Here is a 15,447-nt window from a genome sequence, read left to right as displayed (position 1 = left end):
CCGTGCTGGTGAATCTAACTTTTCGGCAACAATTCACTCAATGAATAGGGCCGAAAAAGTGAATATGCTATTTTATATCGATGAAAAAGATTAAAAAGCGCAAAATATGACACAATCACTGCATCCTGCAGCTCAACAAGGGTTTAGTACAGCGGCTGAGCTTTATCAGCAGGTACGCCCTGACTATCCGGCAGATCTTAGCCCATGGCTTGCCGAGACACTGTCATTGCCTGTAGATGCAGATCTTGTTGATTTGGGAACAGGAACAGGTAAATTTATTGCCTATTTGCTTCCACTCAGCAGCCACATCACCGCCATTGATCCTGTCCCTGAAATGCTGGCCCAGTTAAAACTGGCACATCCGGATATTCATACCCTTGAAGGGATGAGCCACCAGCTTCCCCTGCCCGATCATAGCGTGAATGCCGTGTTTTGTGCACAGTCATTTCACTGGTTTGCCAATCTAGAGACCTTAAAGGAGCTGGATCGGGTACTTAAACCTCAAGGCTTTCTGGTACTGGTCTGGAACCAGCGTGATATCACAGTCGACTGGGTCAAAGCTCTGGCAGATTGCATTGCACCACTGGAAGGCGATACACCACGCTATCATAGTGGTGCCTGGCGTAAAGTATTTGAAGAACAGAATCTCTTTCAGCCTTATGCTGAAACGCAAATGCAACAGCTACAGCATGGCCCTGTCGAGCAGGTGGTTTCCAAACGCTTATTGTCAACCAGCTTTATTGCGGCACTACCAAAAGAACAGCAACAGCAGCTCAAGCAGCAATTCGAACAAATTATCAAAAACTATACGGACAAGGGTGCAGAAGATATGATTAATTTCCCTTATGTCACCTATGTTTATGTATTCAAGAAAAATAATTAGGAACAGGATTCAATCATGCACACGATTCAATTGATGTCACGAACTGCACTTTTCACTGCCGCCATGTTTTTGATGGCCTGTGACCAGAAAAGTTCACAATCTGTAGAACAGCAGGCAACGGAAGACTCTGCATCAGAGGAAATCATGCAGGAATTGAAAACTGGACCCGTGAAAAACTTCCCTAAAACGGAAGATGATCCCCATGATATTGCTGTCTTGAATGACTATGAAGAACGTTTCCAGGAAATGAGCGCGGATCTGGAAGCTGAGCTCAATGGCATGCGCAATGATGACAATCTGACTCCGGAATTTGTCCAGCAACGTCAACGCGATCATGTCCAGTCTTCGCTAAATATGCTCAAAGATCTGGAGCTTAAAACTGAACAGGGCCGTTATATTCAGGGTTTGATGTATCAATACTGGGAACATCAGGAAAAACTGGTGAATAGTCCGAAATCTCAGGCCTCTACCGTAAATGAAGCCAGTGAAAATGTAAAAGGTCTGGGCAAATATCTACATGCCCAAGAGCAACTGGAACGCTGGCGTTCGCAATATCCGGAGATGACCACCGCAAATAAAGCCCCAGCACAATAAATAATACATTTCAGGAAGCGGACGCTTCCTGAAATTTTATATGCAGTTCTAAGATTTAACTTTCACTTTCTGAAGAATGCGTATTATTGAGCTTGAACTAAATATTGCTGCACCCCTTCTGCGGCTGCTCGTCCAGTGGCAAAACAGGCTGTCAGCAAGTAACCCCCTGTAGGCGCATCCCAGTCCAGCATCTCACCACATAAGAACACATGTGGATTGGATTTAAGCTGAAGCTGCTCTGACAGAACCTCGCGTTTAACACCACCTGCACAGCTAATCGCTTCCTGTATAGGACGGAAACCTGTTAATGGTACTTTCAGGTGTTTTACCTGTTGTGCTAATTCAGTAGCAATTTGCCAAAGCGATTTTGGTACCAGTTCACGCACCATAGCAGCTTTTGCACCGTCCAGACCTGCTTTTCGCCAGATATTATTCAAAGATTGCTTTTTACTTGACTGTAATTTTTTTGCTAATTGCTCTACGGTTTGGTCCGGGAAAAGATCCAGATTCAGCTGCATTGGCTGCCCCTGTTTCAGCTGTTGACGCAGCCCCTGGCCTTGTTTATAAATCAAACCACTTTCTAGGCCATAGTGACTGATCACAATATCACCCATAGTCTTGTCACCGCCATCAACCCAAGCCTCGACCCGTTTTAGGGGCTGACCGAAGATTGGCTGCATAAACTTGGACCATGAATATTCCACACCCGCATTACTGGCTTGAAAAGGTTCAATCTCGCTGCAATCAAGCCATGCTTGCCATTTCCCATCACTGCCGAGTTTTGACCATGACACTGCACCACAAGCCAAAACAATCGCATCAAAGTTTTCTGTGAATGCGCAATCATTTTTTAAATCATGCATCTGTAGCTGATGATTTTTTAGATCTAGAATTTGATGGCGATAATGAAATTTTACCCCTTGCTCAGTTAAACGTTTTAACCAGGCACGCAATAGTGGAGCGGCTTTCATTTCGGTAGGAAAGACCCGACCTGAAGAACCAATATAAGGTTCAATACCAAGATCTCTCATCCAGTTTTGAATCCATATGGCATCCCAGCGTTTGATCCAAGGTGCTAACCAGTTCACCTGATCATAACGCTGCACAAACTGCTCGACGGGTTCGGCATGAGAAATATTTAGACCGGTTTTGCCAGCCATCAGGAATTTACGGGCAGCCGAAGGTTTTTGTTCAAACACATGCACCTCATAATCAGACTGGCTCAGTACTTCTGCAGCCATCAAGCCTGCCGGGCCAGCACCCACAATTGCAATGCGCTTCGTCATGACTTATTCCGCCGAACTCGCATTCTGCCCTTGTAACGGCTGAAACTCATCAAAACGCGTTGTATAGCCTTCCGGTTTACTAATAATCAATTGCTGGCACAACTCACCACGCTCTAGATATTTAATTTCAAAATGAGTTCTTGCCGAGTCTTGGCCAATGACTTCTTTAACAAAAGGCAGCTTCCACAGGTTTTGAACCTGCTGCTCTGCCTCCTCAATATATTCAGGAATGTTACTCGCTAAAGTGATCGTGCCACCGGTTTTTAAACGCGATAATAAAAACTCAAAAAATGGCATATTCAACCAGCGCTGCGCCGGGTTATGCGGCTCAGGGTTCGGATATAAAATAAAAAACTGTTCGACTTGCGCTGGATAGAGAGCATGCACAATCCAAGGCAAGGCATCGGCATGAACCGTTTGTAAATTCGGCTGTCCTTCCAGCGCATGCTGTTTTTGCATGACCAAAAATTTCTCTCGAGTCCGCTCGATCGCTATCAGCTTGCTGTTCGGATTGGTCTGGGTAAAGAGCAATGCGTGTTTACCTTTGCCCGCACCGATTTCCACACAAACCGGTTCAGAACTGATACTTTGGAAATCACGAGGCGCATGCATACGCTGTGCTTGAAATTGACGAATCGACATAATCAGATCAAACTAATAAAAACTGTATAAGTCTAACAAGTGCAGTTATATTTGCCTAATCGAAGCTTTATTTTTCTAGGGAATGTGCTGATGCCGACCACTTTAAAATGTCCATGCTGTGGCAAACTGACCACTTGGGAAAATAATGAATTTCGTCCTTTCTGCTCGGAACGCTGCAAAATGATTGATCTAGGCGCTTGGGCCAGTGAGGAATACAAACTGCCAACCCAAGATGCTCCAACAACTGAATCTTCTGAAGAAGACTGAACCTTTTAAAATATCCTATCACATTAAGCATATCCTAAATAATCACATGATTTTTATAAAAGGCTTATAGAAAACCAACACAAGTTAACAGCACATATGCCAGTTTAATACTATGTTCTTACGCAGAAATATCACATTATTTTAGAGCAAGAACATGGGCTACATTATTCTAAAGATCATTTTAATTGGGGTAGGAATACTTGCGATATTGTCATTAGGGATAGGCATTTTCCAGCAGGATGGCTTATTTATTGTTGTTGGAATTCTCCTTGCCATTATGACTTGGCTGATCTACGCACAAACCCGTCAGTCTTTAAATAATCCTTTTAGCAAATAAAAAGACCAGCTAGGCTGATCTTTTCAACTACTTTAACCGGCTTTTCCCGCAACGAAAGGATTATGCTGTTTTTCAAAACCAATATTGCTGATCGGACCATGTCCTGAAATAAACCGGGTTTCATCCGGCAGGCTAAAACATTCGCGCTGGATTGAATCGAGTAACTGCTGATGATCGCCACGCGGGAAATCTGTCCGTCCAATTGAGCCTTTAAACAGTACATCCCCTGTCCATAACAAAGCATGATTCTTGTTATAGAACATTACATGACCTGGAGTATGGCCTGGGGCAAAACGTACTTCAAACTCTTCATCACCTAGCTTGAGAACTTCTCCACCTTCCAGCCATTGCGTGACTTCTACTTTTTCCGGAATCGGAAAACCGTAACGGGTAGACACTTCCTGAATCATATCCAGCCAGAATGCATCATCCTTATGCGGACCAATCACCGGCACATCCCAAACTTTTTTTAAAGCACCAACTGCTCCAGCATGATCGAGATGGCCATGAGTCAGCCATAAAGCCTTGACCGTTAAGCCCAGTGCTTCTACTTCCGCTTTTAATTTTTCAGGTTCGCCCCCTGCATCAATCAAAACAGCCTCTTTACTGTCGCTATCCCAAAGAATCGAGCAGTTTTGCTGAAATGCAGTCACAGGAACAATTTTGACTTGTAACATAGGATAAGAAACCTCAAAAGATTAATGGGCAAGCGTCTGGTTCAATGCTTCAAGATTAGCCTGTAACAGTGTATTGAGCAATTGCACATGATCCTCACGATTGTTCAAAGCCGGAATATAACTGTAACTTTTCCCGCCATTGGCCTTGAAGGTCTCCCCATTTTCCATGGCCAGCTCTTCCAGTGTTTCCAAACAGTCGGCCGAGAAAGCAGGACTCATCACCTGAATTGATTTCACGCCCTGTTTGCCCCACTCTTCAATTAAGGCATCCGTATAAGGCTTAACCCACTCCTGTTTACCAAACCGGGACTGGAAACTAATTGCATATTGATCTTCAGATAGACCTAAAGCTTCTGCAACCAGTTTGCCTGTGATCCGGCAACGATCCGCATAAGGATCACCTTTATCGGCATAGGGCTGCGGGATACCATGAAATGACATCAATAGTTTTTCCGGCTGCCCATGAATCGCCTGATAATCCCGAACACTTTGTGCCAGTGACTGAATAAATAAGGGATGCTGATAATAATCGCGGATAATCGACAGACCAGGTAAATTGCGCTGTTTCAGCACCCATTTTGCGACTGCATCATACAGAGGTGCGGTAGAGGTCGCTGAATACTGGGGAAATAACGGAAACAGAATAATATGATCTTGCGGTTGAGCCGAAATCTGATCAAGAACACCCTGAATATTAGGATTGCCATAAGTCATGGCAGGCACCACATTCAGTTCAAATTGCGGATATTGTTCAATGAGTTTGGCCTTTACTTGACTCACCTGCTGCAGCAGAATCTCACGCATCGGTGAATCCTGACCCCAGACCTGTGCATAAGCCTGGGAAACTCGCTTGGGACGGAACGGTAAAATAAATAAACGCAGGATAAGTTGCCAGATCGGCTTGGGAATTTCAATGACACGCTGATCAGATAAAAACTGCTTCAGGAAATCGCGCACTGCCGGCACAGTCGGTGCATCAGGTGTGCCTAAATTTGCCAATATAATCGTAACTTTCGGTTTAGCTGTAGAAAACATGCAGTACGCCCGTCGTGGTATCAACCTGCTTACTTTAACAGCTTTTTACTTATTCTCTATATGGATTAATACACTGACTTATATTGAAAAGTACGATCTTTATCCAGCAAATTACTGTCTAACAGCTTCTGTGCCTTAGGCGTAATCTGCCAAAGCAGACGTTGGCGGTCATCACGGCCTGACGGCACAATCCAGTCATTCTGGCGCATTTGCAATTTCAGGCTATGCAAGGCGCGAATATTGATCTGGGCACGGGCTACAGCATGTGCACGCGGCATTTCCGCTCGTGCATCTTCCAGACCGGTTTCATTCAAATACTCATTCATACGCTTGGAGAAAAATTCCTCCGGCGTTGGATTAATGAAGGTAGAACCGAGAATAGCCAGCAATTGTGCCCAAGTCAGTCTCTTCTGAACTTTCAGCTCTTTAAAGTTACCATCCTGATAGGCATGCATACGGTATTCGAAGGAGAAAACTTCATGCATAGACACTTTCGGCAGGCTCAGGAAAGGATCCACTTCACGTGTCCCCCCATCGCGTTCCAGTTGGGCCACTTTAGCTTTGAGCTGGTCAATCTCGTCATGCAAGGCTTGAGTATTCTGAGGACGTACCCAGCCACTTACCGGATAACGTTCCAGCATTTGCGGCATGTTCAAACGTACCGCCATTTCCAGATCGCGCAAGGTACGATAGCAAAAGACCTGATCAGCTTCCTGCTGCAATAACTGACGAAATTCTTTAAATTTTTCTTGTAATTCAGGTTTGGTATCGTGCAAGGAAGGATCACGTGAAGCCGGATCTTCATGCATAAACACAATAATCGGTTTCTGCTTGGTCACAGCGTAAATGTATTCCAGATGCATATAACCTACACCGGAAACCGACTGCTCGCCATACTGGCTACCCAGCAGAATCACCACATAATCACAATCATCAATCTGGCGACGTGCAAATGCAGTATTTAAAGGAGTGCGTTGTTCCAGCCCCCAGGAAAAGAAACCCATGCCGACCAAAGTTTGTGACAAGATGATCCGCTCTGGCTGCATTTCTGCACCAGAGGTGGAGATAAACACCTGATAACGTTTATCGAGCATTGGTTATCCTCTTTTACTGCACATTGATCTGGCCGGCTAAACCCTGCCCTGACACAATATGACGACCCCAGTATAAAAATATATCTTTCAAAATTATAAGATGAGTGACGGTCGCCTAGCTGACTTCTGTCTCCATATTGCTGACCTGCCATTTAATATCGGCTGGAATCAGATGCCCTAAAATCGGCTGGAGCTGTTCAGCATTTTGACCACTAACCACAAGTCGGATTTTTAGACTGTCCTTGCACTCATGTTCAAATAATAACCCATTTTTGATCAAAATTCGGGCCGTTTGTCTCGCAACCGCGAATCCTGAGTCAATTAATGTCAGCTTTTGACCAAAAATATACTGAATTGACGATTTTAGGAAGGGGTAATGTGTACATCCTAGCACTAAATAATCAGCACCCTGATCAACAACCGGTTGTAAAATCTGAGTTAATGTCGCCAGACACTCAGGACTCATCTGCTGACCGGCTTCTACAAAAGGCACCAGATCCAGACAGGTCACCGGAATTACTTTGACCTGTGCCGGCTCGGCAAAACGGGTCATGACATCCTTAATCAGCTGGCCACGAAAGGTTGCAGGTGTGGCCAGAACGGCCACCGTTTTGGATTGGGTATTGAGGACTGCAGGTTTGAGCGCTGGCACCAGTCCAATGATCGGAAAGTTTTCACCATAATGCTCACGTAAATAATCCAGGCTAAATGCAGAAGCGGTATTACAGGCAACGACTGCAACTTTACAGCCTTCACGATACAGCCATTCAATCGCTCGCGCAGTTAGGTCACGGATTTCCTGATCTTTACGGGGCCCATAAGGTACGTAAGCCGTGTCGGCATAATAAACAAAGCGTTCATTGGGCAAATACCGGGCAATTTCCAAAGCAACCGACAACCCTCCCACACCAGAATCAAAAATCCCGATAGGTGCATCAGCACTGGCTTTAGGCATGGGATCTACTAAGGGATAAATCGGTTGGATAGCGCTCATAACGTTGCTAGTTGCTTGTTTCAAATGACCTTGCGACAAAGCTTAAACCTCAGGTGCTTAAATGCAAGTCTAAATCACCACTTTTCAAGCTTAAAACCGTCTCTCCAGCAGCATTTTCACCAAGCTCGCCCATCTCCACCAGATGTAAAAAAGCAGCCCGCTGAATAAGCGCATTGATTCCAAAACGCACATGCACATAAGGGCGCAATTCATCCTGATACTGACGCATAAAGATAGGATGTTCGCTATCGACAATAATGATGTCCTGAGTCGTGGTGGTCAGTTGCAGGTAAGTCCTGCCTTCAATCTTGACCTGATCGACCTGATTTACAAACAGAGGTTCATCTTCGACCTCGATTTCAATCATTTCAACCGGCGTCTTTAGATAGAATTTTCCTTCTTCTTTCCAGAGTACCGTGGAAAACAGGTCTATCATCGGCTGACGCTTGATCAATTGACCTTCGTGCCACCATTCTCCATTGGCCAAAACCTTGAGATCCATTGCGCCACAATGCTTTGGCTGCCATTGATCCAAAGGCGGGATTGACCTTTTGTGACTGCCCTGTGCATCTTTTAAGTATTGTGCGATATCCATTAAATTTTTATCATCGCTAGAAGCTACTTTTTTCGTCGGATTTTTATCGGGTGCTGACTTATTCATATAAAGAAGACCTTAATGACGGAAAAATAATATGTTTCAGCCAATTGGCTTAACCTGGGTTTAAAACTATACTAGCCCAGATGCTTAAAGACACTACTATTTTTGTGTCTAGGAATTCAGAACACTCATGGCAGCACCCAATCATCCGATTATGGTTGCCACCGAATAGAAATATGAGGAGTCCTACATGGAACACATCGAACGTGAATCGATGGAGTTTGACGTTGTGATCGTAGGTGCGGGTCCTGCCGGCCTGTCTGCTGCAATCAAGATCCGTCAACTTGCAATTGAAAACAATTTAAATGATCTGTCCGTTTGTGTCGTAGAAAAAGGCTCCGAAGTCGGTGCACATATTCTTTCGGGTGCTGTGCTTGAACCACGTGCCATGAACGAACTATTCCCGAACTGGAAAGAAGAAGGTGCACCTTTAAATGTGCCAGTGACAGAAGACAAAACTTTCTTCCTTCTTTCAGATGAAAAATCACAAGAAGCACCGCACTGGATGGTGCCTAAAACTATGCATAACGATGGTAACTACGTGATCTCACTGGGTAACGTGGTGCGCTGGTTAGGCCAGAAAGCCGAAGAGCTGGAAGTATCGATCTTCCCGGGCTTTGCTGCTTCTGAAATTCTGTATCATGAAGATGGTACGGTGAAAGGTATCCAAACCGGTGACATGGGTATTGGTAAAGATGGCGAACCGACGCATAACTTTGCACCAGGTTATGAGTTGCATGCCAAATACACCATTTTTGCTGAAGGCTGTCGCGGTCATTTAGGTAAACGCCTGATCCAAAAATTCAATCTGGATAAAGATGCTGATCCGCAGCACTACGGGATCGGCATTAAAGAACTCTGGGAAATCGATCCAGCGAAACACAAACCAGGTCTGGTAATGCACGGTGCAGGCTGGCCTTTATCTGAAACCGGTTCTTCAGGTGGCTGGTGGCTCTACCACGCTGAAAACAATCAGGTAACCCTAGGCATGATCGTGGATCTTTCTTATGAAAATCCACACATGTATCCATTTATGGAAATGCAGCGCTGGAAAACCCACCCACTGATCAAACAGTACCTGGAAGGCGGCAAGCGTATTTCATATGGTGCGCGTGCAGTAACTAAAGGTGGCTTTAACTCCCTGCCGAAATTTACCTTCCCGGGTGGATCTTTAATTGGTGATGATGCAGGCTTCCTGAACTTTGCCAAAATCAAAGGCTCACACACTGCGATGAAATCAGGCATGTTGTGTGGCGAAGCAGTCTTTGAAGCGATTGCTGCCGGTGTAGAAAAAGGTGGTGATCTGGCGATTGCGCGTGTGACCGAAGGCGAAGACTTCTTTGTTAAAGAACTCACATCTTATACAGACAAGTTCAACAATAGCTGGCTGAAAGAAGAGTTGTATAGCGCACGTAACTTTGGCCCGGCAATGCACAAGTTCGGTCAATGGATGGGTGGTGCATTCAACTTCATCGACCAGAACGTGTTTAAAGTGCCGTTCACGCTCCATGATTTAGTGCCAGACTTTAAAACTCTGAAAACAGTCGATGCAGTGAACTTCAAGCCGAACTATCCAAAACCGGATGGCAAGCTAACCTTTGACCGTCTGTCTTCTGTGTTTGTATCGAACACGGTACATGAAGAAAACCAGCCAGCGCATTTAAAACTGACCGATGCTTCGATTCCGGTAGATGTCAACTTGCCGAAATGGGATGAGCCTGCTCAGCGTTACTGCCCGGCAGGTGTGTATGAAATCATGGAAAATGATGACGGTTCGAAACGCTTCCAGATCAACGCAGCGAACTGTGTACACTGCAAGACCTGTGACATCAAAGATCCATCTCAGAATATCACCTGGGTAACACCGGAAGGTGGCGGTGGTCCGAACTACCCTAATATGTAATGCTTAATTAGCTTGCATAAGCCTCTAAAATAATTAATTATTTTAGAGGCTTTTTTATATTGATAAGATTATGAAATACGCATCATTTAATTTTTTTGTACAAGAAAAAATTAGTATTTAATAGATTTAAATATTTTATCTGCATCATGGCGCTGCCAAATATGGAATAGGCTGTTATGGGTACAATTCATAGCTTTTAATATTTCTTCTTGGGTTTGAATTGAGTTGTAACCATCTAATTTTTTATTAAGAACCTCAAAAAATAATTTATCAGTATTATTTAATTCATTCGGTATATCAATAATGTCTTTTATTGTTTGCACAGTCCAGATTGGTTGAGGGAGTAAATCTTCCCCATAAACCATAATAGATATCCTTACTATGTCTATATAAGGTATTTTTATTATTACATCATCTATATTTACGCCCACAATCTGATCATGCTCTAAGCTAAAATTTTTAATTTTAGTTTTATAATTACTCGTATCTAAATTTTTATTAGCTTCTTTTCTTACTAACCTTTTTAAAAACTTAAACATACAGGCTACCTACTGGAATTAAAATAAAGTCCATTCTGTAAAAGCTTCCAACTCTTCATCATAAGCTTCAACTAATTTATATGCTCCATACCCTCCCGCTAGACCGCCAATTATTACACCTACTGTTGAACATATGGGAGACCCGGGGCCACAAATTCCTCCTGCAATAGCACCACCCACAGCGCCAGCTGCCACTCCTGAGCCTATGGTTGCGGCTTCTTTATAAAATTCCTTTTCTTTATTCTCAGCTGAAAAAATCTCATACCAAGCATAGGAAATTGAAATAACGACAATTACTCTGCCTAGTGGTTTCATATACTTTGCTGCTTTATCAAAAGTTCCATGGGATGCCCCTGATCCTTTAACTACACTATAAAAAACTTTATTTTTATCTGCTGTTGAAAGCGCCTGAAAATATGAATTTCTTGTACCTGTTGATGCTTTTACATAATGATCTAAGGTTTGTCTTGACTGATCTTTCAGTCTTTTCCATTTATCAGGATCTTTTAATTTCAATGCATAATATTCTAAGAATTGATCTAAGCTTTTAGCCGCTATTTTTTCTTTTTGTGATACTGCTAACGCGATTGGAGAATTCTTTTTCCTGGTCTGTTCTAAGATATCATTTCTTAATGTATGAGCCTCTTTCGAAGCATCTTTTACAGTCATTCTTCCATTTTCAACATCCTTTAAGTAATCATGACTCATTTTTTTAATTGCTTTCATATAAGCAATTCTTAAGGAGCTATCATGATCTAAAAAGTTATTACTAAAGTAAAGTGCTGTACCATGTAAGGCTTCAAGTGCTATTTCTAATTCATTTTTAACTTTAACAGGTACTTTATTTGATTCTGCTTGTTTTGTTGTACCTGTAGTTGATTTTAATTTATATATCGATTTATTAAATTCGCCATTTTCTAGTGCGGGAACACGCACTCTGGCAATTTTTGAATTATTTAAAATTAACTCTACAAAGATTAAATCTAATTTATTGCAACTATAGATTTTGGTACAACCATTCGGATCAATTTTTCCTCCATAACTTTTTTGAGTTGTCGTATTTAGTAAGGTATAGCTTAATTTTGATAAAAGGTCTTTATTATCACAGGATACTTTTAAACGAGCCGTATAAGTCATTCTTCTAACTCCGATATCTCTGCATCATATTTATGCACCATAACCGTATATTTTTCTTCCTTATTTTTTGAGGTAATTCTAATAATTCCATCTTTGGGAACCTCTCCTGTTCGTACATTCCCCTTAGAATCAATAAGACTAAAAATTGGAGAGCTTTCTAATAATTTATTGTTTATTTTATGTCGCACATCGAACTCTAAAATATAGGAACTATTATGTGAGGCAGGAAGATAGGGAATATCATGCATTACCTTTTCTCCTGATAAAAATTGATGCTGCCCTGCCTTCATCTCAAACTGACCACCCGTCATCGGCAAAATTCCGGCACTACTGATCTCAACTTGAGAACCGCCCGCAGTTAAAACAATTTCCTTCGCTGCTGTAATTTCGATCTGATCTTCAGTGGAGATAGTTTTGATACCTTTGCGTGCAATAATATCCATCCCATCATTTTGCGCCTGTAGTTCAACTTTGCCTTTTGCGGCATAAGCTCTTAAGCCTTGTTGGGCTGCAAACAGACTGACTTTAGAAGAGGCATGCCCAATAATATTTTTCTGCGAACTTAAATTAATACTGTCCGCTGACTGGTGGCTAATTTGACCCTCCGCAGACAAATGAATATCCTGCTGGGTACTCAGCGCAATGGATTTTGGTGCTGTCAGAATCATAATTGCCTGTTTAAAGGCAGCTGCCTTGTCTTGATCTTGCTGTTCAATTTTCTCAATAAAGCTTTTTAAATTTTCAAAGATTTCAAGCGGATCAGTTTGCTGGTTTTTAGCAACATCACTTAGCGCCTGGCTCATCTGCAAGCCTGATTCAAGCTGGCTTTTCGCTGGTTCAGCATCCATATGTGAACCGTCTGCGGCTTGCTGTTTATGAGCCGAAATCAATAACACTTTACCTGCACGGACTGCACCCCATTGGTCAGTTCTAAGTTCAAAGCCTTCACCCCGTCCTTCATTTTCAGCCTGTTCTTTCGGATGACTCAAGTTACCCAAATTGAGCTGACTGGCAGCTTGACTACTATGTAACTGTATACTGATCTGGCCAGTCGTATCATCAAAACGTAACTGGTTAAAGCCTTGCCCCTGTACTTCTTGCGAGCGAATACCACTGAGTTTTTTGGTGTCTGGTAGTTGTCCTTTTTGATCAAACTTCGTCGGAGAACGCTGGCCTTCATGAATCCGACCTATCACAAAAGGCCGATCAATATTGCCATCAAAAAAGTCGACGACCACAATTTCACCAATGCGTGGCAAGAAACGGACCCCATAACCTATACCTGCCCACGGGGTCAGAACATCTACCCAGGCTGAATCTGTATCACTGTCATTGCTGCCTGCGCCACCATCGTGAGCATGGTCATCCGGACGAGTGAACAGAAAACGGATTTTGATCCGCCCCCATTCATCCACATAAATTTCTTCATCTTCTGGCCCGACTACCTTGGCGCATTGCGGATAGGCCTGTGGCCGCTGCAATAAAGGTTGATACTCAGGAACCAAGTGAATATGGCGACGTTGCAAGACTAGCTGGTTGGCCTGACGCTCACCTGCGTCCTTGGATTCTGTCATCTGCCAACAGCTTTGCTGAATTAAAGCATGAACCTGCTCATTTAAGTCTTTAGGCAAATTATTTTGGTTATAAAATTTCCTAGAGATGATTAAAAATTCTTTATCTACTGCTGGATGCTGGTCAATTTCAGGATGCTGATCCAGCCGAAACCAGTAACCCACTTGGGCATCACGTACCGTGGATGTTGCTAAAAATTGTTTGGCCTGTGCATCATAGAAATGCTGCAAATTTTGGTTTATTTTCTCGATTTGTGCATCCGAGGCTAGAGTTGCCTGATCTGCATGCCTGAGATCAGTGATCCATGCCGGACTGATGTTCCAGCCTTGTTCCAATGCCAGGCTGGCATTATCCTGAACCTGACTCTGCTGGTGCTTGCTTTGTACTGAACCTATGCCTTCTTCCTGATTCAAGCGACCGGCATGCCAGCGCTGGATATGTACAGCGGTCGGCTGCAACTGTCGTTCTGCAATAAAACTGGTCATGCTATCTTCTTGTTCAGTCGCACTGGAACGATGGAAACGGATCGCTCTGCGGCTTAAAGCTTGGTAGTAGCTATTGTCATCAATTAATCTAAGCTTTTGCGCTGCAATCGCTGCAGATGAATGCACAACTATAAGCTCAGACTCATCAATCAGCCAGTTAATCCCTTCACTACGCCATAAACGGGTTAAAAAGTCATAGTCGCTTTCATTCAACTGCATAGTAAAAGGACGTACATCATAAGTTTGCTGCAAACCGGATAAATCCAGCTTAAGTGCAGCCGCAAATAATGGACTCTTATCCTGCCATTCTTTGAATAAGATTTCAGTAATCTCTCGGACACTCTTGTCCATGAACACACGACTATTACGGCGTTTATGCCATAGCGACGTTGCATCTTCCAGAGTGAGTTTATAAAGCACTAATGCACCATCACTCTGTCCCTGAGTTGCTGCAGTAATAATTCCGGAACTGCGAAATAACTGTCCTTGATCCGTGACCTGATCTATCGCTACTTGAATTCCAATAAATTCTTTAAGGGGAATCAAGGCATTAGTCGACACACAAATCAGCTCAATTTTTAGTCCCTGATTCAGGACATGTTGGCCATCAATACGTTGCAGAAAAACTTCGGAATTAAGTTTTTGATGGGAAAACTGAACAAGCAAAGCACGCTTCTGTGCACTAAGACCCAATTGCTCTAATACTTGAGCGATATGATTTTTTATCATTTTTAATTGTTATAAATATTTTTGCGGCATTATAGTGAATTATTTATATCCAGCCTAGATTCATTGGTCTGGCCATGGTTCCGATTCATCACTGTAATTCTGGAAGAGGCTTTAATATCAAATTTTTATTTTCTGAAAGTCAGGAACTTCAAGCAGATCAAGTATTCAAAAAAAATAGCTTTCTTTTCATTTTAATCTTTCAAAAATATGGGCAAATGAATCACTCATCTACCCAAAAAATCTTTTAACCGCCTTTTTTTACCAGATAATGGAACTCTTTATTGCCATTTTCATCCAGACGCTCCTCTTGGAGTAGCAGTTCATGGCCAAGGTGCATACAAAATTTTGGAATATCCCAGGAAGTTGAATTATCCGTAGCAAAAACTTCAACTACATCACCAGCTTTAGACTTACGGATGGCTTGATGCAACATCATGACTGGCTCAGGGCAGCGTAATCCACGGGTATTCAATTGCAGGCTTGGCGTAATTTCGGCTTCAGACATCGACAGACTCAGGAATTCAAGATCAGCCTTATTTTAGCATAAAGCGGCTATCGCATTGCAGCCCGCGCTTTGAACCAATTCACAAAACCATACTGACCCGCGCGATCAAG

Annotated in this window: 16 protein-coding genes; 5 read left to right on the top strand and 11 right to left on the bottom strand. The window is 43.0% G+C overall.

Annotated elements, in window-relative coordinates:
* Positions 1–106 precede the first annotated feature (106 nt).
* Positions 107–883 carry a class I SAM-dependent methyltransferase gene (locus tag FTU00_RS01440; protein ID WP_180018236.1) on the top strand — a complete coding sequence of 259 codons (777 nt, stop codon included), beginning with the start codon at positions 107–109 and terminating at the stop codon, positions 881–883.
* Positions 884–898: 15 nt separating this feature from the next.
* Positions 899–1,477: a hypothetical protein gene (locus FTU00_RS01435; RefSeq protein ID WP_005232438.1), complete on the top strand. Its 579-nt coding sequence runs from the start codon at positions 899–901 to the stop codon at positions 1,475–1,477.
* Between the two features lie 83 nt (positions 1,478–1,560).
* Here FTU00_RS01435 and FTU00_RS01430 read toward each other — a convergent pair whose 3' ends face one another.
* Positions 1,561–2,763, bottom strand: a complete 1,203-nt coding sequence (locus FTU00_RS01430; protein ID WP_180178935.1) for a TIGR03862 family flavoprotein — start codon at positions 2,761–2,763, stop codon at positions 1,561–1,563.
* 3 nt (positions 2,764–2,766) lie between these two features.
* Positions 2,767–3,411 carry an SAM-dependent methyltransferase gene (locus FTU00_RS01425; protein ID WP_179992861.1) on the bottom strand — a complete coding sequence of 215 codons (645 nt, stop codon included), beginning with the start codon at positions 3,409–3,411 and terminating at the stop codon, positions 2,767–2,769.
* 84 nt (positions 3,412–3,495) lie between these two features.
* On the opposite strand from FTU00_RS01425, the gene FTU00_RS01420 reads away from it, so the two are divergent.
* Positions 3,496–3,672, top strand: coding sequence for a DNA gyrase inhibitor YacG (locus FTU00_RS01420; RefSeq protein WP_180178934.1), 177 nt, complete (start codon positions 3,496–3,498; stop codon positions 3,670–3,672).
* Positions 3,673–3,826: 154 nt separating this feature from the next.
* Positions 3,827–4,009: a hypothetical protein gene (locus FTU00_RS01415; protein ID WP_004781764.1), complete on the top strand. Its 183-nt coding sequence runs from the start codon at positions 3,827–3,829 to the stop codon at positions 4,007–4,009.
* Between the two features lie 32 nt (positions 4,010–4,041).
* On the opposite strand, the gene FTU00_RS01410 is transcribed toward FTU00_RS01415, so the two are convergent.
* The 5 genes from FTU00_RS01410 to FTU00_RS01390 all read right to left on the bottom strand — a co-directional run bounded on the left by FTU00_RS01410 (position 4,042) and on the right by FTU00_RS01390 (position 8,470).
* The gene (locus tag FTU00_RS01410) at positions 4,042–4,686 is read right to left on the bottom strand and encodes an MBL fold metallo-hydrolase (RefSeq protein WP_179992858.1); all 645 of its coding nucleotides are present in this window, start codon (positions 4,684–4,686) and stop codon (positions 4,042–4,044) included.
* Positions 4,687–4,707: 21 nt separating this feature from the next.
* Positions 4,708–5,721 carry a ferrochelatase gene (hemH, locus tag FTU00_RS01405; protein WP_179992859.1) on the bottom strand — a complete coding sequence of 338 codons (1,014 nt, stop codon included), beginning with the start codon at positions 5,719–5,721 and terminating at the stop codon, positions 4,708–4,710.
* Positions 5,722–5,786: 65 nt separating this feature from the next.
* The gene (locus FTU00_RS01400) at positions 5,787–6,815 is read right to left on the bottom strand and encodes a DUF4062 domain-containing protein (protein ID WP_034704817.1); all 1,029 of its coding nucleotides are present in this window, start codon (positions 6,813–6,815) and stop codon (positions 5,787–5,789) included.
* 115 nt (positions 6,816–6,930) lie between these two features.
* Positions 6,931–7,809, bottom strand: a complete 879-nt coding sequence (gene murI / locus FTU00_RS01395) for a glutamate racemase (protein ID WP_166138033.1) — start codon at positions 7,807–7,809, stop codon at positions 6,931–6,933.
* Positions 7,810–7,858: 49 nt separating this feature from the next.
* Complete coding sequence (locus FTU00_RS01390; RefSeq protein WP_159123934.1) at positions 7,859–8,470, bottom strand: DUF1285 domain-containing protein; 612 nt, start codon at positions 8,468–8,470, stop codon at positions 7,859–7,861.
* A gap of 187 nt (positions 8,471–8,657) precedes the next feature.
* On the opposite strand from FTU00_RS01390, the gene FTU00_RS01385 reads away from it, so the two are divergent.
* Positions 8,658–10,370: an electron transfer flavoprotein-ubiquinone oxidoreductase gene (locus FTU00_RS01385; RefSeq protein WP_005232462.1), complete on the top strand. Its 1,713-nt coding sequence runs from the start codon at positions 8,658–8,660 to the stop codon at positions 10,368–10,370.
* Between the two features lie 110 nt (positions 10,371–10,480).
* Here FTU00_RS01385 and FTU00_RS01380 read toward each other — a convergent pair whose 3' ends face one another.
* From FTU00_RS01380 to tusA, 4 genes are all read right to left on the bottom strand, one after another.
* Positions 10,481–10,909, bottom strand: coding sequence for a hypothetical protein (locus tag FTU00_RS01380; RefSeq protein WP_166134832.1), 429 nt, complete (start codon positions 10,907–10,909; stop codon positions 10,481–10,483).
* Between the two features lie 18 nt (positions 10,910–10,927).
* Entirely contained in the window at positions 10,928–12,046 is a 1,119-nt protein-coding gene (locus FTU00_RS01375) for a hypothetical protein (RefSeq protein WP_179991989.1), read from the bottom strand.
* The gene (locus tag FTU00_RS01370) at positions 12,043–14,832 is read right to left on the bottom strand and encodes a type VI secretion system Vgr family protein (RefSeq protein WP_180178933.1); all 2,790 of its coding nucleotides are present in this window, start codon (positions 14,830–14,832) and stop codon (positions 12,043–12,045) included. The genes FTU00_RS01375 and FTU00_RS01370 overlap by 4 nt, the downstream gene beginning before the upstream one ends.
* Before the next feature lie 244 nt (positions 14,833–15,076).
* Entirely contained in the window at positions 15,077–15,337 is a 261-nt protein-coding gene (gene tusA, locus FTU00_RS01365; protein WP_004781744.1) for a sulfurtransferase TusA, read from the bottom strand.
* Between the last annotated feature and the right edge of the window lie 110 nt (positions 15,338–15,447).

Source organism: Acinetobacter sp. YH12041 (assembly GCF_013419975.1).
GTDB lineage: Bacteria > Pseudomonadota > Gammaproteobacteria > Pseudomonadales > Moraxellaceae > Acinetobacter.
Note: the sequence above shows the minus strand (reverse complement) of the source record. Positions and strands in the feature narration are given on the sequence as shown.

Coding starts and splice junctions, on each gene's coding strand:
- FTU00_RS01390 (WP_159123934.1), bottom strand. CDS start 8,470: ATGAATAAGTCAGCACCCGATAAAAATCCGACGAAAAAAGTAGCTTCT.
- FTU00_RS01415 (WP_004781764.1), top strand. CDS start 3,827: ATGGGCTACATTATTCTAAAGATCATTTTAATTGGGGTAGGAATACTT.
- FTU00_RS01380 (WP_166134832.1), bottom strand. CDS start 10,909: ATGTTTAAGTTTTTAAAAAGGTTAGTAAGAAAAGAAGCTAATAAAAAT.
- FTU00_RS01410 (WP_179992858.1), bottom strand. CDS start 4,686: ATGTTACAAGTCAAAATTGTTCCTGTGACTGCATTTCAGCAAAACTGC.
- FTU00_RS01370 (WP_180178933.1), bottom strand. CDS start 14,832: ATGATAAAAAATCATATCGCTCAAGTATTAGAGCAATTGGGTCTTAGT.
- FTU00_RS01385 (WP_005232462.1), top strand. CDS start 8,658: ATGGAACACATCGAACGTGAATCGATGGAGTTTGACGTTGTGATCGTA.
- FTU00_RS01440 (WP_180018236.1), top strand. CDS start 107: ATGACACAATCACTGCATCCTGCAGCTCAACAAGGGTTTAGTACAGCG.
- FTU00_RS01420 (WP_180178934.1), top strand. CDS start 3,496: ATGCCGACCACTTTAAAATGTCCATGCTGTGGCAAACTGACCACTTGG.
- FTU00_RS01375 (WP_179991989.1), bottom strand. CDS start 12,046: ATGACTTATACGGCTCGTTTAAAAGTATCCTGTGATAATAAAGACCTT.
- FTU00_RS01435 (WP_005232438.1), top strand. CDS start 899: ATGCACACGATTCAATTGATGTCACGAACTGCACTTTTCACTGCCGCC.
- FTU00_RS01430 (WP_180178935.1), bottom strand. CDS start 2,763: ATGACGAAGCGCATTGCAATTGTGGGTGCTGGCCCGGCAGGCTTGATG.
- hemH (WP_179992859.1), bottom strand. CDS start 5,721: ATGTTTTCTACAGCTAAACCGAAAGTTACGATTATATTGGCAAATTTA.
- tusA (WP_004781744.1), bottom strand. CDS start 15,337: ATGTCTGAAGCCGAAATTACGCCAAGCCTGCAATTGAATACCCGTGGA.
- murI (WP_166138033.1), bottom strand. CDS start 7,809: ATGAGCGCTATCCAACCGATTTATCCCTTAGTAGATCCCATGCCTAAA.
- FTU00_RS01400 (WP_034704817.1), bottom strand. CDS start 6,815: ATGCTCGATAAACGTTATCAGGTGTTTATCTCCACCTCTGGTGCAGAA.